The organism is Bacillus sp. PPSBB_2, from assembly GCF_045291115.1.
GTDB classification, from domain to species: Bacteria; Bacillota; Bacilli; order Bacillales; family Bacillaceae_G; genus Bacillus_A; species Bacillus_A cereus.
Window position 1 is genome coordinate 4,267,909 of the sequence record NZ_CP147983.1, and the last position, 21,337, is coordinate 4,289,245.

Consider the following 21,337-nt stretch of genomic DNA (forward strand, 5'->3'; position numbering starts at 1 on the left):
GTAAACGGAAATGCTTACTTTCAATTAGGGAGGAATTTAAAATGGCAATTCAAACAAGTAACTTAGGTTATCCACGTATCGGACTACAACGAGAGTGGAAAAAAACATTGGAAGCTTTTTGGTCCAATAAAATCGATGAAGAACAATTTTTAACAACAATGAAAGAAATTCGCCTTCAACACGTAAAAGTACAGCAAGAAAAAGGGATTGAACTCATTCCAATTGGCGACTTTACATATTATGATCACGTTTTGGATACTGCCTATATGCTAGGATTTATTCCATCACGTTTTTCTGAGTTTACATCTTACCTTGATGTATATTTCGCAATGGCGCGTGGCTCTAAAGATCACGTAGCTTCCGAAATGACAAAATGGTTTAACACAAACTATCACTATATCGTTCCTGAATATGAAGAGGGATTACAAATCTCTTTAAAAGATAATCGTCCACTTCGCTTATACGAAGAGGCAAAACAAGAATTAGGAGTAGATGGAAAGCCTGTTATTTTAGGACCATATACTTTCTTAAAATTAGCTAAAGGCTATACACAAGAACAATTTCCTACCATTTTAAAACAGTTAGTTGCACCTTACGTACAACTGCTTTCAGAACTACATGCAGCTGGTGCACCAGCCATTCAAGTTGATGAACCGATTTTCGCTTCTTTAACTAAAAAAGAAGTTCAACAAGCAAAAGAAATTTATGAAGCTATTCGTAAAGAGGTTCCAAATGCGACTCTTCTTTTACAAACATATTTTGATAGCGTAGAAGAAAACTATGAAGAAATTATTACATTCCCGGTATCCGGTATTGGATTAGATTTCATTCATGGTAAAGAAGGTAATCTAAATGCTATTTCAAAATATGGATTCCCAGCTGATAAAACTTTAGCTGTCGGTTGTATAGATGGCCGTAACATTTGGAGAGCTGACCTTGATGAAGTTCTTGAATTATTTACAACGTTACAAAAACAAGTCCAAACGAAAGATATCATCGTTCAGCCTTCTTGTAGCTTATTGCATACACCAATCGATAAAACAGAAGAAACTCACTTATCGACTGAGCTGTTTGATGCGTTAGCATTTGCAAATCAAAAATTAGAAGAGTTAGTTCTTATTCATTCCGCTCTCACTCAAGGTACAGAAAGCATTAGTAATGAGCTGGAAACATATCGAAACGTACATCATACAATTCGTTCATCTGCTGCACGTAACCGAGAAGATGTCAAAGCAGCACGAACAGCACTAAAAGAAGAAGATTTTTCACGTCCTCTTCCATTTGAAAAACGATACGAATTACAACAAGTTGCTCTAGAGTTACCGCTATTACCAACAACGACTATTGGTAGCTTCCCGCAAACAACTGAAGTTCGTCAAACGCGAAAAGAATGGCGTAACGGTGTTATTTCAAATGAACAATATGAACAATTTATTGAAAAAGAGACAGAAAAATGGATTCGTTACCAAGAAGAAATTGGGCTTGATGTCCTTGTACATGGTGAATTTGAAAGAACTGACATGGTCGAATATTTTGGTGAGCGTCTTGCTGGTTTCTCATTCACTAAAAACGGTTGGGTACAATCATACGGTTCCCGCTGCGTAAAACCACCTGTTATTTATGGTGATGTAGCCTTTATTAACGGCATGACTATTAAGGAAACAGTTTATGCGCAAAGCTTAACAGAGAAAGTTGTAAAAGGAATGTTAACCGGACCTGTTACAATTTTAAATTGGTCCTTCGTTCGAAATGATATTCCAAGAAAAGAAGTTTCGTATCAAATTGCACTAGCTCTTCGTCACGAAATTGAACTACTTGAATCTTCCGGAATTAGAGTAATCCAAGTCGATGAGCCCGCACTTCGTGAAGGAATGCCACTAAAAGAAAAAGATTGGGATGCTTATATTACATGGGCAGTACAATCCTTCCTTTTAGCAACTTCTTCTGTAGCAAATGAAACACAAATTCATACTCATATGTGTTACAGTAACTTCGAAGATATTGTTGACGCGATTCGCGCATTAGATGCAGATGTAATTTCTATCGAAACATCAAGAAGTCACGGAGAATTTATTGATACATTAAAACATACAACATATGAAAAAGGCATCGGCCTAGGTGTATATGATATTCATAGCCCACGTGTACCGAGTAAAGATGAAATGTATAAAATCGTAGAACAATCTTTAGAAGTATGTGATCCTAAATATTTCTGGATTAATCCTGATTGTGGTTTAAAAACGAGAAGAACAGAAGAAGTTATTCCAGCTTTAGAACATATGGTGCAAGCAGCGAAAGATGCTCGTTCCCTTTTAAAAACAAACGCATAACAAAAATGGGTTATCCTTTTCTCAGGATAACCCATTTTTTATTCTTTACTTTCAAAAAAGAATTCATATTGTATTTTATATAATTCATCATCCGTTGGCTCTTCAAGAGGAATTGCTTGTAATACAACTGTATACTCACCATTTGGAATAGGTATTTGAAATTTATTAGAAAGAATACTCGTTATAACGATACTTTCATTTTCAACTGTAAAAGGAACCGTAATCGTTCTAACTACTTCTTCTTTTTCAATATGTTTCCCTGGGGTCACTTTCACTTCACAAGTATAATCAGAAAGTGCTTCAAAAATAACAGTTCCATCTGCCTTAGCATAACCTCTTTCAAAATCTTCATCAGTCCAATCTACATAAGGCTGCTCACCGTCATAGTTCATCAACATTAATTGCGAATAAGAAATCGTTAACTCCATAGTTCCCCTTCTCCTTCATTATGAAATATACAACTACTACTTCACTTCAAATTTTACTCGCGTACCATCTGGGTATTTATCTAACTTATTCCCTACCCAAGAGCCTGCTCCACGGTTATCCGCCGGACTTATATATTCAATATGTGCTCCTTTTCCGCCTTCCTTGCACATCGCCATTGGCCATTCATCACGATCATACCCTTTTTTTGATGGATATGGTGCTAACGACAATTTCCTTCTATCTGCAGCACCACCACGATCGATTGTACAAACTTCTGAATGCCCTTCTTTTATAGCATCCGTAATATGTTTTCCTGTCTCTGGATAACGTTCTTTCGGAAATTCTAACACTTGATCATACGTATTCGTTTTCTTTACACTTGTTTCCTCTGGCACAAGTACTTCATAAACTGCTACTAAAATAGACAGAATTGCGATAATTGAAATGATAATACCTTTTAATTGCTTCATGTATACCTCCATGTTTCTACCAGTTTCTTTTCCTCCGTTATTATAACAAACTTCTCCTGTATATGTTTTCAGACATTATTTTAGTTATTCCTTGCCATTCCGCCAAAAATTTTCATTTTTTCACTAATGCTGTAGAAAACTAATAGCCTTCCGACATTCTTTTTCAAAGGAAGTCCTCATAAAAGATTGAAATGATATATACGATACTTTTTGGGGAGGAAATATGATGGAAGCTACCTATAAAACGAAAGATGTCACGAATAAAACAGGCATCCCAAAACATATAGTTCGCAAATATAGTCAACTGTTAGAGGAACATGGTTATATGATTTCCAAAACAGCTGATGCTCGTATTTATAAACTTGATGATTTAAAATTATTGAAATCTATACACGAAAGAGCTGCTACATTACAAGAAGATATTTCAGAAACGATACCGATTATTTTAAAAGAAAAAGAGGCCCCACCTGTACCAGTTATACAAGATAAGCAAGAGATACAAACGAAAGAAAAAGAAGATGGGCGTAACTTTGAGGAGTTCATGTTAAAACTTGAAATGCTAGCTCAATTAAATGAGGCAATTATTCATCAAAATTCTACTTTAATTACACAAAATCGTTTAAAGGATGAGAAACTAGACGAATTGATGCAACAAGTTTATGTAAAAGAAGGCTCTCAAGAAAAAATGCTTCAAGAGTTAGTCGATCACGCCGCTCAAACAGATGCACTGCAAAAAGAAAAGATGGACTTATTAATGAATCATATGTATAAACGAGAATCCAAACAGGAAGAAAAAATGAATAAACTTGTTAGTCAAATTTATAATAAAGACAGTAACCGTGATGCACAGCTTATGCAAGTTATTCGAGAAATTCAAGAAACAAAAAGAATGGTTGCTGCCTCAAAAGAGCAAAGCTTCTTTCAATCATTTAAAAGTTTATTTAGCCGAGCAAAACAAGAAAAAACAAATGAATAAACAATATAAAATAAAAAGTTACCTTTCATCGGTAACTTTTATTCCTTATTTTGTACAGCTGGTAATATAATAATTGCTTCAGTGCCTTTTCCACTTTCACTCTTATATTCCAATGTACCATTATGCGCTTGTAAAATACTAAATGTTACCATAAGTCCTAATCCTGTCCCTTTTTCTTTTAAAGAATAATATGGTTGCCCAAGCCTTGCTAACTGTTCTTTCGTCATACCAACACCACTATCTTTAACTCTTATTATGATTGTTTCATCTTTTTGAATAGCTGTTACTTTTAAATATCCTTTATTTCCTTGAATTGCTTCAATACCATTTTTAACAACATTCATAATGGCTTGCTTCAATTTTGTCTTATCACCAATCGTATAAAGACTTTCTGAAATTTCAACTTGCAAATATACACCTTGCATCGCTGCAAATGACGACATAAGAGTGGTCATTTCTATTAATTGGGCTGATAAACAAATGTGTTCTTTTTTCTCAATTTGTGGCCTTGCTAAATTTAAGTAATCTGAAATAATTTGTTCCGCCCGATCCAATTCAGCTAATACGAGACGCATATAATCCTTATTCTTCACATCTTCCGTACTTTCTAGCAATTGGATAAATCCACGAACAACAGTTAGTGGATTTCGAACTTCATGTGCCACACTTGCTGCTAACTCACTTACAATATTAAGCTTTTCTGATTTTTGCATCTCTGTACGTAGCAATGCATTTTCATTTAAATATTCAGTTAAATACACCTGGAATACCATTGTCATGACCATGATAAGCGAGGCAAATATAAATCCGCTATATATTTGCGAAATATACGGTGTAAATCCTGTTTCCAAAAGAACATTAATCATGCCTAATACTAAAGAAACAAGCACATAAAATGATGAAATCATAAATGCTAAAATTAATTTCTTATCCCTTGAAAAAAGAGACCATTTCTTTGATAAAAATAGCGGAACTATCAATAAAAATATTACTTCTAAAACTGGAAGAAAGCTCATTCCCTTTAGTAACCATTCGTATGCAACAAAAATAACCGCTGGGATTAAACCAACAATCCCACCATATAAAAAACCACTGACAATTGGAATGGGATGAAAGTTATACCCACACACATTGCCAAAACAAATAGAGTATGTCATGGAGAGAACGAGCGTAACGCTAGATAAAAACATAATAAAGTAACGATTTGGCTTCGGAGGCATTTCTTGATAGCGATTTAAACGAATCGCTTCATATAAAAATAGTGGCAAAATTATGATGGCAATTTGAATCAATAAATCACGGATAAGCTCCATAACCTCTCATCCCCTATATGTATTTTGATATGATTATATCATTTTATAGGTGTATTTGTTTTAAAATTTTGATTTTTCTTAACATATTTGTTAATTCTTTGTTAACAACTCATAATAATTGTTACAGATTTTCGAAATGATTGTAAACCCTGTACCAAATTTCCTTCGTGCAGTATACAATGAATACGGATTACAAAGAAAATATAAAAATACTTTTTTAGACGGACAACTATAGCAAAATACAGCATATAATCCATACTATCTATGTTTACAAATAAGTGATCATTACTTTAGTAGGAGGAAGATAAATATGGCGGGTACTACGCTTGTTTTAAAAGAAGAAAATTTGGTTGTTCTAGAAAATGTTGAAAAATCAGTATATGAAGAGTTACAGCATAAAGCGGGAGAAGAAAACTGCACATGTGCTGTGAACGAATCAGTTGTTCACCTTGGCAAGGTATCCTCTGTACTCTGGAATGAAGATGAAATAGATTGGGAATACGGATATTAAAAAGTCGCTTATAGCGGCTTTTTTTCTCTTTTCTCTCTCTTTCTAAATAACATATACAAAGCGTAATCATAGAAAATATGATAAAATGAACTTAATTTTCAAACGGAAGAAAGGGAGATACAATGGAACAATTCATTAACCCTAGAGTGAAGGATATCCAAATTTCTGGAATCCGTCAATTCTCTAACATGATTCAAAACTATGATAATTTGATTTCTTTAACAATTGGACAACCCGATTTCCCTACACCTTCTCTCGTGAAAGAAGCGGCAAAACGGGCTATTACAGAAAACTATACAAGCTATACACATAACGCTGGTTTATTAGAATTACGTAAGGCAGCTTGTAACTTCGTAAAAGATAACTACGATTTACATTACTCACCTGAAAACGAAACCATCGTTACAATCGGTGCTAGCGAAGCAATTGATGTTGCATTCCGAACGATTTTAGAGCCAGGAACAGAAGTAATTTTACCTGCTCCTATTTATCCAGGTTACGAACCCATTATTCGATTATGCGGTGCAACGCCTATTTTTGTAGATGTTCGTGAAACTGGATTTCGTTTAACAGCTGAAGCGCTTAAAAATGCTATTACAGAAAAAACAAGATGTATCGTACTACCGTATCCTTCTAATCCAACTGGTGTAACTTTATCCACAGAAGAATTAAAAGATATTGTAGATGTTTTAAAAGATAAAAATATTTTCGTCCTTTCAGATGAAATTTATAGTGAGCTTGTATATGAACAAAAGCATACATCTATCGCACATTTCCCAGAAATGCGTGAAAAGACAATTGTCATTAACGGTTTATCTAAATCACATTCTATGACTGGCTGGCGTGTTGGACTTTTATTTGCACCAAGCTATTTAGCAGGACACATATTAAAAGTTCATCAATACAATGTAACGTGTGCTACTTCAATCGCTCAATACGCTGCAATTGAAGCATTAACAGCAGCTAAAGACGCACCAAAAATGATGCGCCACCAATATAAAAAACGCCGTGATTACGTATATAATAGACTCACTCAAATGGAATTAACAGTTGAAAAGCCAACAGGTGCATTTTACTTATTCCCATATGTTGGTCATTTGACATCTTCATCATTTGATTTTGCACTTGATCTTGTCAAAGAAGCGGGACTAGCTGTAGTTCCTGGAACAGCATTCTCTGAATACGGTGAAGGCTACCTTCGCTTGTCCTATGCGTATAGTATCGAAACTTTAAAAGAAGGCTGCGACCGATTAGAAGCCTTTCTAATGAAAAAAGCTAAGAGTTAAACTCTTAGCTTTTTTATGCATAATGATCACAAGTTTGACGTTTTAGTAATTTATGAGGAATAATGATACACTTTGCAGTGGATTCTGCATTCTCTACTTTATCAACTAAAGCTTTTGCTGCCTCATATCCTAGCTGATAAATATTCACATCAACTGTCGAAAGTGGAGGGCTCGCAATTTCTGATAATAAAGCATTATTAAAGCTTACAATAGAAACATCTTTCGGTACAACGAATCCTTTTTTAGAAAGAGCACTTAACACACCAAGTCCAATTAAGTCATCGGTTGCCATAATTGCCGTTGGCGGTTGCTGCAGTCCCATTAATTCCTCAACAGCTTGTTGACCACTTTCCCTCGAAAAATCAAAATGTAAAATATATTCTTTTGGTAATACAATGTCTGCTAATTTCAAGGCATCACTCATACCAGCTAAACGATCTCTCGTTACAAGTAAATCTGATCCACCACCAATGAACGCGATTTGCTTATGCCCTAATGAAATTAAATATTCTGCCACTTCTCTTGCAGCTGTATAATTGTCATTATCTACATATGTAATTTCATCTTTTCGATCATATGGTTTTCCTATTAAAACAAACGGGAAATTTTGTTCATGTAAATATTGAATAATCCGATCATTCTCCCTTGAATATAAAAGAATAATGCCACCAATTTGGCGTCCCTGTACCATCTTTACGACACCATTAAAAATTTCCTCTTCCGTTTCACCTGTCGACATGTAAAGCGCATAACCTTCTACGTGTGCAAATGAACTAATCCCTCTTATAACTTCTGGGAAAAATGGATTTTGAAAAGCTTTACTTGCAGAACTTGGCATAACAAGACCAAGTGTTTTCGTCGTTTGGTTCGCAAGATTTCTCGCATTTAAATTGGGATGATACCCTAATTCACTCATCACTTTCCTAACACGGCGCTTTGTCTTTTCACTTATACTTGGATTATCAGCAATTACACGAGAAACTGTTGATGGTGCCACATTCGCTTGCTTCGCCACATCTTTAATTGTAACTGTCATAAAAATCCCCCTCCTCTCATTTCTCTGCCATTTTTCATATATTTTATCTCGCACTCATTGCAAGTCATAAACTTTCATTTCTTATATCTTGCAAAACTAATCCTATTCTCCCTCTTCATGTATTGTAAGGGATATAGCTATTTTTTCCTATACTATAATATACTATTTATTTCACTTCTTTTCACATGTGATGTCAAATCTCTTTTCATCTCCCTATAAACTTATTTATAGGGAGATGAAAAGAAAAATGGGACGTAATGTCCCATTTTTCATCCTTTTGTACCTCCAGCTGTTAAACCAGAAATAAAGTATTTTTGTAGTGATAGGAATAAAATTGAAATTGGGATCGCAATTAACACAGAACCCGCTGCAAACGTTGTAAATTCATTACCGAATTTCTTCGCAACCATTTCATATAATCCAACTGCTAAAGTATAATTTTCTGGTGTTCGCAAAATAATACTCGCTAAAATGAAATCTGTAAATGGACCAATGAAAGTAAATAACGCTACAACCGCTACGATTGGCTTTGCAAGTGGCATAATGATTTGCCAAAAAATACGAAAATGCCCTGCTCCATCCATTCGAGCTGATTCATCTAGTTCTTTCGGAATCGTATCAAAATACCCTTTCATAAGCCATGTATTCATCGGAATAGCCCCGCCTACATAAATCAAAATTAATGCAAGGTGTGTATCAATTAATCCTGTTAATTGAGCTAATACGTATAAAGCAATTAACGCTGCAAAGTTTGGAATCATTTGCAGAATTAAAAATGTTAATAAACCATTTTTTCTTCCAACAAAACGATATCTCGAAAATGCATAAGCAGTAAAGCTAATTGCTAACACTGAGAAAATCATCGTTAAAACACTTACTTTTAATGTGTTTTTATACCATAGTAAGTAATTACTATTCTCTAGATCTAATAACTTACGATAATGATCTAACGTTGCATTTTGCGGAATAATACTTGATCCAGATAAACTATCACCCGGATTAAACGATGAGCCAATAATCCATAATAACGGATAGAAAATGATGGCACACATTACGAAAATAACTAAATAACTTAATGAGAGACGTAACATCTTCTGTCTTTTAATATTCATTTACATCATATCCTCTTCTTGGAATGATTTTGTTCTCTTAAATTGCCATAACGCAACTGTAATAACAATTAACGATAATATCATTGTAAGAGCTGCTGCTTTTCCGTACTGCGCTGAAGTCATCGTTAACTTATAAATCCATGAAATTAAAATATCCGTTCCACCTGCGTCTTGTCCAGCTACAGCAGGACCTCCACCATTAAATAGATAGATGATACTAAAGTTATTAAAGTTAAACGTATATTGCGTAATTAATATTGGCGCTGTTGCATATAACACAAGTGGCAATGTAATTTTGCGGAACTGTTGCCAAGCAGTTGCTCCATCTACTGTAGCCGCTTCATATAATTCTCCCGGAATCGATTGCAGTATACCTGTTGTCATCGCAAAGATAAACGGGAACCCAAGCCACGTTTGAATCATAATTAAAGCAATCTTCGCCCAAAATGGATCTGTCATCCAAGCAATCTTTTCAATTCCGAATAAAGCTAATACTTGATTGTTAATCGCTCCGAATGTTTCATTAAACATACCAGAGAAAACAAGAATAGATACGAATGCTGGAACCGCCCACGGTAAAATGAAGATTGTTCGAATAATCGCCTTTCCTTTAATACCGGGCTGATTTACGATAATCGCTAAGAAAATACCAAGTGCAACTTGTAATGTTGTTGCAACGAATGTCCAAATGACAGTCCAAGAGAATACACTTACAAATGTCTCTCTCCACATCGGTAAAGTGAAAATATCAATAAAGTTTTTAAAGCCCACCCAATCTACTAATTTAGCTGGAGGAGAATGATATAAATCATAGTTTGTAAATCCAATTAAAATTACGAAGATGATTGGAAATACGACAACAAAGATAAGTAGTAGAAAACCTGGTGAAACCATTAAATAAGGAAAACCTTGATCTAACAAATTACGATATTGCTCTTTTACAGAATTTAACGGTGTTCCGCTATCACGTTTCTTTCCATTTTGGTATGCATCATATAAGTTAAATGCATATATGCCTAGCCCAAAAGCGATAACGATAAGGGCCAAGATTCCTTCTACTAATAGAAAGACAGAATGGTCACGTGGAACTTCTGTACCAAGCGTTACAATACCCCATAATCCCATATTTAATAAATCAGCAAAGGCTACAATAAAAGAACCTGTTAATACTAGAAAAATAAGACCTTTTACAAATTGTTTATTATACATTTGGCCCACGCCTGGAATGATTGATAACATGGTTGCCATTTTCCTATGCTTTGAATGGTTTAACCCATTTGCTGGTTCCATAGATGTTTGCATGTTCCTTCCCCCTTTTTTCTTCCTACATGGAAGGGAGAGAATTCGTGCCTCTCATATTAGAGGCACGAATTTCACCTTATTTTTTCTTGTTATGATTTGCCTCAATATTACCTTTAATTTGTTTCACTGCACTATCAAGCGCCGCTTTTGGTGCCTCTTTATCTGTAACAACTAATTGAAGCGCATCTCCAGCTGGTTTCCAAACTTCTTGCATTTCTGGAATGTTTGGCATTGGAATTCCATTTTCAGATTGCGTTGCAACTGCTTTTGCAGCTTCGTTATCTTTAATAATTGGATCTTCCATTACTGATTTTACTGGAGGAATTTCTTTTGTTTTCTCAAATCGAATTTTTGCGTTTTCTTCATTTGTTACCCACTCAGTGAATTTTGTAGCTAAATCATTTTGTTTAGAGAAACTTGTTACATGCCATCCTTTAACCCCAACAAACGTTTTCATTGGTTGACCATTTGGTAATTTCGGCATTGGAGCAACGCCATAATCAATCCCGTTCTTTTCCATTGCTTGGAACGCCCATGGGCCATTCATGATAGAAGCTGCTTTTCCTTCATTGAATAGTCCATCAGCAGCAGGCCCACCTGATTCACCGATAATACCTTTTGGGAATAATTTTTCCTTGTACCATTTTTGAAAATATTCAGCACCTTGTACTGCTCCGCTATTATTTAATCCAACATCACTTGCATTTGGCTTTCCATCTTTTTCACCAAATACATAACCGCCCATACCTGCCATGAATGCATTAGCAAAGTAGAAGTTATCTCCTAATGCTAAAAATCCGTACTTGCCATCTTTCGTAAATTCTTTTGAGAAGTTAAACAGCTCGTCCATCGTTTCTGGCGCTTTTGGCATTAGTTTTTTATTGTAAATAAAGACTGGTGTCTCAATTGCTTTTGGTAAACCATATAATTTTCCATTATATGTCTGTGCTTCTATTGATGAATTAGTAAATTTACTCTTTACAGCATCATCTGCTTTCACTTCAGAAAGTAAACCTTCTGTTACTGCATTTCCGATTTGATCGTGTGGCAATGTTACAACATCTGGTCCAGTCCCCGCTGGCCCATCAAGGCGTAACTTCTTCACTTGATCTGTCATTTGCATTTCAACAACTTTTACTTTTACTTTATATTTTTCCTCAAAGCTTTTCACTGCTGGTTCTAAACCAACACCTTTTTTATCATCTTCCCAAACAAGAAGATCATAGTCTTTTTTCGCTTTACTTTCCTCTTTTTTCCCTGAATCTTTCGGCCCACATGCAGATAACATACCAATAGATAATGCTGAAACCGTTAATAATGATAATGCTTTCTTCATCCCAAAAACCTCCCTAAATTGTCTATGTACCTCAGTAACTGAAAACGTTTGCATTTAATAGTTTAATTGAAGCGCAAACAATATCTCAATCCATGAAAACGTTTGCGCTATTTGTCTATCATTATACATTCTTTTATTCATTTTGCAAATATTAATTTAAAAATTATGTCATTATACTCTTTATACATTGACTTTATATGAAATGAATACTACTCTTATAAGCAATATTAAAGCTACAAGAAAGGCAATCGTTTGCAATATAGGCTTTATTATTACACTTAAGGGAATACTATGTATAGAGATATTGAAGGGGGATTTTCTATATGTTTAAAGAAGCCATTTATCATAGGCCGAAAGATAATTATGCATACGCTTATGATGAACAAACAATTCACATCCGAGTACGTACTAAGAGAGATGATATTCAAAGCGCCGATCTTATTTACGGTGATTCTTACGAATGGAAAGACGGGAAATGGATATCAGCAAGTACACCCATGAAAAAAACGGGTTCTACTGCATTATTTGATTATTGGTCCATTTCAATCGAACCAAAATTTAAGCGCTTACGTTATGGGTTTGAATTAAAATCTGAAACAGACACTCTTATTTATGCAGAGCGAGGATTCTTTTCTAGCATTCCAAATGATGATGTTGGTAACTTTTTCTGTTTTCCATTTATTCATGCAGATGATGTATTCAAAGCACCATCTTGGATTAAAGACACCATTTGGTATCAGATTTTCCCTGAGCGATTCGCTAATGGCGATAGTACGCTGAATCCAGAAAACACCCTCCCTTGGGGAAGTGCGAATCCAACTCCAACTAACTTTTTCGGCGGAGATTTTTCTGGTGTTATTCAAAACCTTGATTACCTTGTTAAGCTTGGCATTTCCGGAATATATTTCACACCTATTTTCAAAGCTCATTCAAACCATAAATATGACACAATTGACTATATGGAAATTGACCCACAATTTGGGACGAAAGAAACTTTTAAAGAGCTCGTTGAAGAATGTCATAAGCACGGTATAAAAGTAATGCTCGATGCTGTGTTTAATCATAGTGGATACTTTTTCGAGAAATTTCAAGACGTACTAGAGAATGGTGAGAAGTCCGCATATAAAGAGTGGTTCCACATTCATGAATTTCCGATTATAACAGAACCACTTCCAAATTATGATACTTTCGCCTTTACACCGTATATGCCAAAATTAAATACAGCTCATCCAGATGTAAAAGAATACTTACTTGAAGTAGGACGTTATTGGGTACGAGAATTCAATATAGATGGCTGGCGCCTTGATGTCGCCAATGAAGTCGATCACAACTTTTGGAGAGAATTCCGAACTGAAATAAAGACACTAAATCCTGAAGTATATATTTTGGGAGAAATTTGGCACGATGCCCTTCCGTGGCTACAAGGCGATCAATTTGATGCTGTCATGAGCTATCCTGTTACAAACGCTCTACTTTCTTACTTTGCTAACGATTCCATTAAAGCAAGTGAATTCATGAAGCAAATTACAGAATCTCTACATTCCTACTCTATGAATGTAAATGAAGCAGCATTTCATTTATTAGACAGCCATGATACTCCAAGAATTTTAACAACATGCAACGGAGATAAAAATAAGTTGAAATTGCTCTATGTATTCCATCTTTCTTTCATCGGCTCTCCTTGTATTTATTACGGAGATGAAATTGGTATGGATGGCGGCATGGACCCTGATTGCCGTAAATGTATGATTTGGGATACTAAAGAACAAGATCATGCATTATTTACCCATATACAAACATTGATTTTATTACGGAAACAACATAAAGCATTTGGAGGACATGGTACTTTTCAATTCATCGAAGCAAATGATGAACATAATTATATTTCTTATACGAAAACATATGAGGATGAAACTATCTTTTTCGTTTTAAACCCTACTAATAGTGAAGTTACAGTTTCACTCCCTCTTCATGTTACTGGTAAGAAAATAATTAACATTTATACAAACGAAGAATTTTCAGCAGAAGCAAGTGTATTACAAGTTACACTTCCTCCATATGGATTCTCCATATTAAAATGGTAATCCAAAAAAGCCTTATGCCAAGTTTGAAGTGGCATAAGGCTTTTTCTTATTTCAATTTGAACACTATCGCTTCATACGGACGTAATGGAATGTTATCTATTGATCCGATTTCTACATCGTAATTGTGTATAAATAACTCTGATTCACTATAACTAATATCCTTAGGCATTTCAAATACACTTTCATCCGCAGTAAAGTTTGCAATGACAAGTAGTTTTTCATCTCCATATGTTCTTACATAAGCAAAAATAGAAGGGTCATTATCTAATATTAAATCATATGATCCATACACAACTATTTCATTATTTTTGCGTAGTTCAATTAATTTCTTATAGTAATAAAAAATTGAACCTTCATCTTGGATTGCTTGTTTCACATTAATCTCTTTATAGTTAGGATTTACAGTAATCCAAGGTTCACCTTTTGTAAATCCAGCGTGATTCTGATTATTCCACTGCATCGGAGTTCTAGCATTATCACGACCCTTTATATAAATAGATTCCATTACTTTTTCTATATCTTCACCATGGTCTATCACTTTTTCTTTATACATATTTAACGTTTCAATATCTCGATATTCATCAATTGATTGGAACCGAACGTTCGTCATTCCGATTTCCTCTCCTTGATAAATATATGGCGTTCCTTTCATCATATGAAGAACTGTCGCTAACATTTTTGCTGATTCAATGCGATACATTCCATCATTACCAAAACGAGATACAACGCGAGGCTGATCATGATTATTCCAATAAAGGCTATTCCATCCGGTATGCTCTAATGCTTTTTGCCACTTTGTTAAATTCTCTTTTAAAGTAAGAAGTGAGCATGGTTTTACATCCCACTTTCCACCTTCTCCTGAATCTAAATCCATATGTTCAAATTGGAATACCATTTGCAATTCTTTTCGTTCTTCTCCAGTATACAATTTCGCTTCTTCTGTCGTTACACCAGGCATTTCACCAACCGTCATAATATCATAATGCGATAATACTTCCTCATTCATTTCATGTAAATATTTATGAATGTTTGGACCGTTCATAAAATGCTTATGACCTGAAACATACCCCTCTTCTTCTGTTTCAACAGCTGGTAATCCCTCTTCTTTAGAAATAAAATTAATAACATCCATACGGAAGCCATCAATTCCTTTTTCTAACCAAAACTTCATCATTTCATAAACATCTTGTCTTACCTTTTCATTATCCCAATTTAAATCTGGCTGTTTTTTAGAAAACAGATGTAAATAATATTCATCTGTCATTTCATCATACTGCCATGCTGATCCACTAAACGCTGCTCCCCAGTTATTCGGCTCTTTTCCTTCTTTTCCAGGGCGCCATATATAGTAATCTCTATATTTATTATCTTTTGATTTACGTGATTCAATAAACCAATTATGTTCATCCGAAGTATGATTAACAACTAAGTCCATCATAAGTTTCATATTACGTTCATGCATTTCATGTAATAGCTCATCCCAATCTTCCATTGTTCCGAACTCGTTCATAATTTTACAATAATCGCTTATATCATAACCATTATCATCATTTGGAGATTCATAGACTGGTGATAACCAAATCACATCAATCCCTAACTCTTTTAAGTAATCTAGCTTTGAAATAATCCCTTGAAGATCTCCTATACCATCACCATTACTATCCATAAAGCTACGAGGATAAATTTGATATACTACACTTTCTTTCCACCATTGTTTTTCCATTATGCTACCCCATTTCATTCATCATTCATTTTTCTCTTTTTTAAGGCGCAAACGTTTTCATTAATGAATGATAACAGATTCTATCTCAATTTAAAATAGCGGTTACAATTTTTATTGTTCTTTTTCTAAGAAAACATATGAAAACCACTAATAAATCTCCAATAAATGAAAACGTTTTATTTTTTTATTTATTTTTTGAATCTATTCGTTTATAATGAACTCAAAGAAAACGTTTGCATAATTATTTCTAGGGGGAAATACCATGGCAGAACTTAAATTAGAAAACATTTATAAAATATATAATAATAACGTAACAGCTGTAACTGATTTTAATTTACACATTCAAGATAAAGAATTTATTGTATTTGTCGGTCCTTCTGGATGCGGAAAATCTACAACATTACGAATGGTAGCTGGACTTGAAGATATTTCAAAAGGCGAGTTTTCAATTGATGGTAAACTAATGAATGATGTTCCTCCAAAAGATCGAGATATCGCTATGGTATTCCAAAACTACGCTCTTTATCCACATATGAGTGTATATGATAATATGGCATTTGGATTAAAACTTCGAAAAATACCAAAAGATGAAATCGATCGTCGTGTGAAAGATGCAGCAAAAATTTTAGGACTTGAACAATATTTAGATAGAAAACCGAAAGCATTATCAGGTGGACAGCGCCAACGTGTTGCTTTAGGTAGAGCAATCGTTCGAGATGCAAAAGTTTTCTTAATGGATGAACCATTATCAAACTTAGATGCTAAACTCCGTGTTGCAATGCGCTCAGAAATTTCTAAGCTACATCATCGTCTTGGAACAACAACAATTTATGTAACACATGATCAAACAGAAGCAATGACTATGGCTTCGCGTCTTGTCGTTATGAAGGATGGAAAAATCCAACAAATTGGAACTCCAAAAGAAGTATATGAAACACCAGAAAACATTTTCGTGGGTGGATTTATCGGCTCACCAGCTATGAACTTCTTCCGTGGTAAATTGACTGAAACCGATTTCGTTATAGACAATACTATAAAAATTAAAGTATCTGAAGGAAAAATGAAGATGCTACGTGAACAAGGCTATGTAAATAAGGAAATTGTTTTAGGTATTCGTCCAGAGGACATTCATGATGAACTACTATTTTTAGAAGCTTCACAATCTACTGCCTTCACAACAAAAATTGAAGTTGCTGAGTTATTAGGTGCTGAATCCATTTTATATATGAAACTTGGGAATCAAGATTTTGCGGCACGTGTAGATGCAAGACATACGTTTTCACCTGGTGACCAAATTAAATTAGCATTTGATATGAATAAAGCGCATTTCTTTGATAACCAAACTGAACAACGTATTCGCTAAAAAATTTATCTTTACTATACACATACAAAAAAACCGTCCACATATATTGAGGGCGGTTTTCATTATTATACTAGGGCTTCTACTGTATGAAATGATTGTCCTTTCGTGCTAATAATACCGAAAATCGGTAAATCACTAAGCACCACTTCTTCTTGCTGTTTCATAAAAGATGACGTTAATTGTTTTATCTCTATCCAAACGTCATTAATACAAAGTACATTGGAATCGTTCTCTTGTTGGCGAGAAAAAATAGAATCTATTTTATATAAACCAGCATTTTGAAAAAGCATATCAATGCGACTGAATGCATTCAAAGTAATGCTAATAACGCGTTGCCAATCTCCTTGCTTTCCCATATCATAGGATACAAAAAGTGCTTCTCCGCCTAGATTCATAATTTCCTCCACTGTTGCTTGTCCACTCTCTTGATCAATGTCCGTCACAATAACTTTTGCGCCTTGTTTAGCCAACAAAAGAGCTGTATTACGTCCAATACCGATGCCACCGCCAGTTACGATAGCAACTTTTCCTGCAAGCTTCATTTTCATTACCCCTTCTATAAGTCTTACCGTCATTCAGTATACTCCTTTATAAGATTAATCTGCAAGCAAGAAAAATTGCTATTTAATTTGTAAACGTTTACTTTTTATCCTTCTTTTTTCTTATTATTACGCTGATCGAAAACTAGACCGATAAAAATGAGAATACCCCAAAAAATTATGCTACCTCCTGTCATTTTAACTTCCCCCTTATTATATAAAGTGAAATTTTACTCAGCCCCAATATGGCGGAATAAAGATATTATTTTTAATTATTATATCATTTTCTTAATTTTCAATCTATTATAAATAGAAATAATACATTTTGGCTTTTCCTTACTGTAAACATTCCCCATATACTTATAAAATCAAAAAGACCCTTTTATATATAAAAAGGTCTTTTTTTCATTATACAAGACTTATTACTTTCGTTTTTGTAATTAAATCCTGAAAACCACAATTATCTTTGCGAAACAACATCATATATACATTACATATTAATGGAATTCCTAATAGCAATACGTTCGGTAATAACACTACAAAAAATCTTATAATTAATGTTTGCAATGTTAGCTTTTCACTCTTCAATGAAATTAGTTTTATTCTCGTTATCTTTTTTCCAAGTGTAACACCGTTCCAAAGAAAGGGTAATACAATAAAATATATCGCCATTAATATGAAAACTACTGCAAAATCATATCTAAAATCACCTAAGCTTATATTAAAGCGCTTAAACATAGCACTATAGTTTCCGGTCATAATAGCTACTACTGCACCATACATAACCGAGATTAAAAACATGTCAATTAGGGAAGCACCTATGCGATTCATTACAAGCGCTGGACGATGCATCTTTAACTTCATTTTATGTCGACTCCTTCATATCCTTCTTTACCCGTCTCATCGTACCACTTCTAAAAAACATTGTAAACTAGCGTTTCTCTTACTTTTCTTGTACAATTTGTTACAATAGCATTATAAAGGAGGTTCCCATATTGAAAAAATGGATAATCCTATTCGTCGCCTTCCTATTAACTGGTTGTGCAGGAAACACAAGTCACTTAACTTATATGGTTAACGATGAATACGAACTCATACGTACTTCTGGAAATGCATTTGAACTTTTCCCCTCGCAAGATGCTGTATATGCCACACAATACATCCCTGCAAAAATTACAGACATTGCTTGGGATGATAAATACATTATTGCAAAACAAACTGAGGAAAAATCAGATCCAAATAACCCTGACGCAGCAATTGCAAATAAAAAAAGTGAACATTATTGGATTATTGATGTAAAGCACAATAAACGTTTCGGTCCCTACAATGAAAAGCAATTTAATGAACAAAAAGATGCGTTTAAAATTAAGGTGCCTTTTCAAAATGTAGATTCATACATAAAAGAAATAAAAAAACAGTCAGCATAATATTTGTATGCTGACTGTTTTATCTTACATTATTTTAGTGAGATGTTAAACGTTTGTGGCTCTTTTACAACATCTTGTGTTTCTGAATCTCCTGCAAGTAAATCATCAGTTGTAAACTGAATATCCTTTACCTTGTCTTTTCCATCGTCAAGTATTAAACCAATAATACCATCTCTTATTTCACCAGGCTTATAGTCTTCTCTTGATACATTTTTTGTACCAACTAACGTATCTTCGTCATATAAAAAGTTTTGAGTGGCTACTTTAAAATGTTGCTTACCATTAATCATAACATCATTCATAGAGAAAAATTGCATATTTTTATTTCCGCTATTCTCCACTTTATATGTAATCTCAACGTAACGAATTGTATTACTAATCTCTGTTCCACTTAGCGATGCATATAATTCTGCATCTTCTTGGCTTACTTTATCCCCTAATCTACGTTTTACTTCTTCAGGAGTTAGTGCCGTATATACTTTCAATGTATTTTTTGCCTTTTCACTCATTTGTGATAAAGAGATTACTTTCACATCTTGTACGTGAATTTTCATTGGCGCTACTTCAAATGTTTGATTCACAGAATGCATCTGCTCTAACTTGAAAGTACCCCATCCTGTTTCTTTCACTTTTTGTCCTACTTTTTTCAGCTCACGCCCACCATATTCTTTCGTTTCAGGAATAGATTCTTTCTTCTTCGGTTCAGCTTTCTTTTCTTCTTGATGGAAGCAACCACTTAACATAAGAAGAAAACTACATAAAACAAAAATACTTTTCCATGCTTTCATCATTTCATTTCTCCTAACGCTATCATTCATGAATATAAAATTAGTCCCTTGCTTTGTAAACTATAGAAACAATGACAATTCCACAAAATGAACTTGTCAATCCAGATACTATTATACCTCCAATTTGGAAAATATGAAAATAGGGATCTAGGAACGCATGCACGATAAATATAAAAGCTGTCACAATGATTATCGAAACCCAATACTTTCTTTTTTCTAAAGCTACAATCATATCTTTCCCTGTTTCATCTTTATACTTCCATAGTACGTATAATAGCAATAATAAGCCAACACATGTACTCCCATGTTGCATATATTTATGAGGGTGTTGCAAAACTCATAAATATCCAAAAATGAATGCATAAAGAAACCCGTTTTCCTGGAAGAATGATAGTATCCTAAAACTATCTCCAGAAAGGACGGATTTACTAGTATGATAACCAATTTTGATCAAAATCAATCCATTTTACAAATTTTATTTGCCTACGTAGACAGTTTAACCATTGGAGGCGTTCCGCCTATGACAGGCCGCCCACCCATCTGTAGAAAAGCTTTACTCAAATGTTTTTTTATAAAAACGGTATTCCAGATCAATTCATTACGTAAGTTAACTCGTTTTTTACATCAATATCCTTCATTTCGTGTATCTTGTGGCCTTTCGCTTGTTCCTCATATATCTACTTTTTCACGTGTAGGCACTTGGTTTCGCAACGAAGAAATTCCGTTGCTTCATAAACAAATTCTTCAAGAAAAGAATTTAGGGTTAATTCCGTGCGTTTTAATTGATAGTACAGCCTTACGGAGTAGTTTATATGATTCTCAAGCGAAATGGGGAAAATCTACTCGCTATGGTTGGTATAAGGGATATAAAACTCATGTCTGTTCTACACCAGAAGGTGTTATATTGTCGTATGCATTTACAACCGCAAATGTACATGATAGTAAAATAGCTCCTGCATTGCTTCGGGATATACAAAACCAAAATGTGTTATTTTCCGTTGCAGATGCCGCTTATGATAGTCAGCACATTCATGAAATTGCCGGAGCATGTGATATCTTTGCGATCAATCCAATTAACCCGCGTAATAGCGGACCAATCAAAAGTACACATCGTCGTGTAGTGTCTCATTTTCTACAAACTACCTTTGGCAAACAGTTGATGAAAGAGCGTGGAAAAATTGAACAACAGTTTAGTCATCTCAAAGATAAAGGGCTGGAACAGCCACGTTGGTATGGTCAAAATCGCTATCTATTGCATGTTCAGCTAGTTTTTCTGATTCATAACATTGCATATTTATTTTAGTTTTGCAAC

The 21,337-nt window shown here is 34.4% G+C and carries 20 protein-coding genes and 1 pseudogene; 8 read left to right on the top strand and 13 right to left on the bottom strand.

Annotated elements, in window-relative coordinates; genetic code table 11:
• The first annotated feature begins 41 nt into the window (after positions 1-41).
• A complete protein-coding gene (gene metE / locus V6946_RS21340) occupies positions 42-2,330 on the top strand; it encodes a 5-methyltetrahydropteroyltriglutamate--homocysteine S-methyltransferase (protein WP_001007608.1) in 2,289 nt (762 codons plus the stop codon).
• Between the two features lie 38 nt (positions 2,331-2,368).
• Here metE and comJ read toward each other — a convergent pair whose 3' ends face one another.
• Both comJ and nucA read right to left on the bottom strand, forming a co-directional pair.
• A complete protein-coding gene (gene comJ, locus V6946_RS21345) occupies positions 2,369-2,758 on the bottom strand; it encodes a competence protein ComJ (RefSeq protein ID WP_000424030.1) in 390 nt (129 codons plus the stop codon).
• Positions 2,759-2,794: 36 nt separating this feature from the next.
• A complete protein-coding gene (nucA, locus tag V6946_RS21350) occupies positions 2,795-3,229 on the bottom strand; it encodes a DNA-entry nuclease (protein WP_000811494.1) in 435 nt (144 codons plus the stop codon).
• 226 nt (positions 3,230-3,455) lie between these two features.
• Here nucA and V6946_RS21355 point away from each other — a divergent pair, with 226 nt between their 5' ends.
• Positions 3,456-4,205: a DUF3967 domain-containing protein gene (locus V6946_RS21355; RefSeq protein WP_000388471.1), complete on the top strand. Its 750-nt coding sequence runs from the start codon at positions 3,456-3,458 to the stop codon at positions 4,203-4,205.
• Positions 4,206-4,243: 38 nt separating this feature from the next.
• On the opposite strand, the gene kinB is transcribed toward V6946_RS21355, so the two are convergent.
• Complete coding sequence (gene kinB, locus V6946_RS21360) at positions 4,244-5,518, bottom strand: sporulation sensor histidine kinase KinB (protein ID WP_000420369.1); 1,275 nt, start codon at positions 5,516-5,518, stop codon at positions 4,244-4,246.
• A 310-nt stretch (positions 5,519-5,828) separates the two neighbouring features.
• On the opposite strand from kinB, the gene V6946_RS21365 reads away from it, so the two are divergent.
• Both V6946_RS21365 and V6946_RS21370 read left to right on the top strand, forming a co-directional pair.
• Positions 5,829-6,029 carry a hypothetical protein gene (locus V6946_RS21365; protein WP_000929280.1) on the top strand — a complete coding sequence of 67 codons (201 nt, stop codon included), beginning with the start codon at positions 5,829-5,831 and terminating at the stop codon, positions 6,027-6,029.
• A 122-nt stretch (positions 6,030-6,151) separates the two neighbouring features.
• Positions 6,152-7,315 (top strand): aminotransferase A, encoded by a 1,164-nt coding sequence (locus V6946_RS21370; protein WP_000434577.1) that lies wholly within the window; start codon positions 6,152-6,154, stop codon positions 7,313-7,315.
• A gap of 13 nt (positions 7,316-7,328) precedes the next feature.
• On the opposite strand, the gene malR is transcribed toward V6946_RS21370, so the two are convergent.
• The 4 genes from malR to V6946_RS21390 form a co-directional block, all read right to left on the bottom strand.
• Entirely contained in the window at positions 7,329-8,351 is a 1,023-nt protein-coding gene (malR, locus tag V6946_RS21375; protein WP_000219053.1) for a maltose operon transcriptional repressor MalR, read from the bottom strand.
• A 269-nt stretch (positions 8,352-8,620) separates the two neighbouring features.
• Entirely contained in the window at positions 8,621-9,463 is an 843-nt protein-coding gene (gene malD, locus V6946_RS21380) for a maltosaccharide ABC transporter permease MalD (RefSeq protein ID WP_001022608.1), read from the bottom strand.
• Positions 9,464-10,765, bottom strand: coding sequence for a maltosaccharide ABC transporter permease MalC (gene malC, locus V6946_RS21385; protein WP_001194996.1), 1,302 nt, complete (start codon positions 10,763-10,765; stop codon positions 9,464-9,466). It abuts the gene before it with no gap.
• Between the two features lie 76 nt (positions 10,766-10,841).
• Positions 10,842-12,101 carry an extracellular solute-binding protein gene (locus V6946_RS21390; RefSeq protein ID WP_366981354.1) on the bottom strand — a complete coding sequence of 420 codons (1,260 nt, stop codon included), beginning with the start codon at positions 12,099-12,101 and terminating at the stop codon, positions 10,842-10,844.
• Between the two features lie 323 nt (positions 12,102-12,424).
• Here V6946_RS21390 and V6946_RS21395 point away from each other — a divergent pair, with 323 nt between their 5' ends.
• Positions 12,425-14,185 carry an alpha-glycosidase gene (locus V6946_RS21395; RefSeq protein WP_366981355.1) on the top strand — a complete coding sequence of 587 codons (1,761 nt, stop codon included), beginning with the start codon at positions 12,425-12,427 and terminating at the stop codon, positions 14,183-14,185.
• 46 nt (positions 14,186-14,231) lie between these two features.
• Here V6946_RS21395 and malL read toward each other — a convergent pair whose 3' ends face one another.
• Entirely contained in the window at positions 14,232-15,908 is a 1,677-nt protein-coding gene (gene malL / locus V6946_RS21400; RefSeq protein WP_006928171.1) for an oligo-1,6-glucosidase, read from the bottom strand.
• Positions 15,909-16,170: 262 nt separating this feature from the next.
• Here malL and V6946_RS21405 point away from each other — a divergent pair, with 262 nt between their 5' ends.
• Positions 16,171-17,271: a sn-glycerol-3-phosphate ABC transporter ATP-binding protein UgpC gene (locus V6946_RS21405; protein ID WP_212125636.1), complete on the top strand. Its 1,101-nt coding sequence runs from the start codon at positions 16,171-16,173 to the stop codon at positions 17,269-17,271.
• Between the two features lie 65 nt (positions 17,272-17,336).
• Here the strand turns inward: V6946_RS21405 and V6946_RS21410 are convergent, their stop codons facing one another.
• The 3 genes from V6946_RS21410 to V6946_RS21420 all read right to left on the bottom strand — a co-directional run bounded on the left by V6946_RS21410 (position 17,337) and on the right by V6946_RS21420 (position 18,674).
• Entirely contained in the window at positions 17,337-17,846 is a 510-nt protein-coding gene (locus tag V6946_RS21410) for an SDR family NAD(P)-dependent oxidoreductase (RefSeq protein WP_000218410.1), read from the bottom strand.
• Between the two features lie 71 nt (positions 17,847-17,917).
• Positions 17,918-18,007 carry a hypothetical protein gene (locus V6946_RS21415; RefSeq protein ID WP_000145636.1) on the bottom strand — a complete coding sequence of 30 codons (90 nt, stop codon included), beginning with the start codon at positions 18,005-18,007 and terminating at the stop codon, positions 17,918-17,920.
• Positions 18,008-18,218: 211 nt separating this feature from the next.
• On the bottom strand, positions 18,219-18,674 hold the full coding sequence (locus V6946_RS21420; protein ID WP_000769082.1) for an RDD family protein: 456 nt from the start codon (positions 18,672-18,674) through the stop codon (positions 18,219-18,221).
• A 131-nt stretch (positions 18,675-18,805) separates the two neighbouring features.
• Here V6946_RS21420 and V6946_RS21425 point away from each other — a divergent pair, with 131 nt between their 5' ends.
• A complete protein-coding gene (locus V6946_RS21425) occupies positions 18,806-19,237 on the top strand; it encodes a DUF3997 domain-containing protein (protein ID WP_000758787.1) in 432 nt (143 codons plus the stop codon).
• Between the two features lie 29 nt (positions 19,238-19,266).
• On the opposite strand, the gene V6946_RS21430 is transcribed toward V6946_RS21425, so the two are convergent.
• Both V6946_RS21430 and V6946_RS21435 read right to left on the bottom strand, forming a co-directional pair.
• The gene (locus tag V6946_RS21430; RefSeq protein WP_000973899.1) at positions 19,267-20,028 is read right to left on the bottom strand and encodes a hypothetical protein; all 762 of its coding nucleotides are present in this window, start codon (positions 20,026-20,028) and stop codon (positions 19,267-19,269) included.
• 37 nt (positions 20,029-20,065) lie between these two features.
• Positions 20,066-20,347, bottom strand: a pseudogene (locus tag V6946_RS21435) (DUF4184 family protein); the annotation flags it as partial.
• Between the two features lie 111 nt (positions 20,348-20,458).
• On the opposite strand from V6946_RS21435, the gene V6946_RS21440 reads away from it, so the two are divergent.
• A complete protein-coding gene (locus V6946_RS21440) occupies positions 20,459-21,328 on the top strand; it encodes an ISNCY family transposase (RefSeq protein ID WP_023520903.1) in 870 nt (289 codons plus the stop codon).
• The last annotated feature ends 9 nt before the right edge of the window (positions 21,329-21,337 follow it).

What these genes read in the sequence shown, in the direction of transcription:
- metE (WP_001007608.1), top strand. Translation starts at nt 42, where the DNA reads ATGGCAATTCAAACAAGTAACTTAGGTTATCCACGTATCGGACTACAA.
- comJ (WP_000424030.1), bottom strand. Translation starts at nt 2,758, where the DNA reads ATGGAGTTAACGATTTCTTATTCGCAATTAATGTTGATGAACTATGAC.
- nucA (WP_000811494.1), bottom strand. Translation starts at nt 3,229, where the DNA reads ATGAAGCAATTAAAAGGTATTATCATTTCAATTATCGCAATTCTGTCT.
- V6946_RS21355 (WP_000388471.1), top strand. Translation starts at nt 3,456, where the DNA reads ATGGAAGCTACCTATAAAACGAAAGATGTCACGAATAAAACAGGCATC.
- kinB (WP_000420369.1), bottom strand. Translation starts at nt 5,518, where the DNA reads ATGGAGCTTATCCGTGATTTATTGATTCAAATTGCCATCATAATTTTG.
- V6946_RS21365 (WP_000929280.1), top strand. Translation starts at nt 5,829, where the DNA reads ATGGCGGGTACTACGCTTGTTTTAAAAGAAGAAAATTTGGTTGTTCTA.
- V6946_RS21370 (WP_000434577.1), top strand. Translation starts at nt 6,152, where the DNA reads ATGGAACAATTCATTAACCCTAGAGTGAAGGATATCCAAATTTCTGGA.
- malR (WP_000219053.1), bottom strand. Translation starts at nt 8,351, where the DNA reads ATGACAGTTACAATTAAAGATGTGGCGAAGCAAGCGAATGTGGCACCA.
- malD (WP_001022608.1), bottom strand. Translation starts at nt 9,463, where the DNA reads ATGAATATTAAAAGACAGAAGATGTTACGTCTCTCATTAAGTTATTTA.
- malC (WP_001194996.1), bottom strand. Translation starts at nt 10,765, where the DNA reads ATGCAAACATCTATGGAACCAGCAAATGGGTTAAACCATTCAAAGCAT.
- V6946_RS21390 (WP_366981354.1), bottom strand. Translation starts at nt 12,101, where the DNA reads ATGAAGAAAGCATTATCATTATTAACGGTTTCAGCATTATCTATTGGT.
- V6946_RS21395 (WP_366981355.1), top strand. Translation starts at nt 12,425, where the DNA reads ATGTTTAAAGAAGCCATTTATCATAGGCCGAAAGATAATTATGCATAC.
- malL (WP_006928171.1), bottom strand. Translation starts at nt 15,908, where the DNA reads ATGGAAAAACAATGGTGGAAAGAAAGTGTAGTATATCAAATTTATCCT.
- V6946_RS21405 (WP_212125636.1), top strand. Translation starts at nt 16,171, where the DNA reads ATGGCAGAACTTAAATTAGAAAACATTTATAAAATATATAATAATAAC.
- V6946_RS21410 (WP_000218410.1), bottom strand. Translation starts at nt 17,846, where the DNA reads ATGACGGTAAGACTTATAGAAGGGGTAATGAAAATGAAGCTTGCAGGA.
- V6946_RS21415 (WP_000145636.1), bottom strand. Translation starts at nt 18,007, where the DNA reads ATGACAGGAGGTAGCATAATTTTTTGGGGTATTCTCATTTTTATCGGT.
- V6946_RS21420 (WP_000769082.1), bottom strand. Translation starts at nt 18,674, where the DNA reads ATGAAGTTAAAGATGCATCGTCCAGCGCTTGTAATGAATCGCATAGGT.
- V6946_RS21430 (WP_000973899.1), bottom strand. Translation starts at nt 20,028, where the DNA reads ATGATGAAAGCATGGAAAAGTATTTTTGTTTTATGTAGTTTTCTTCTT.
- V6946_RS21440 (WP_023520903.1), top strand. Translation starts at nt 20,459, where the DNA reads ATGATAACCAATTTTGATCAAAATCAATCCATTTTACAAATTTTATTT.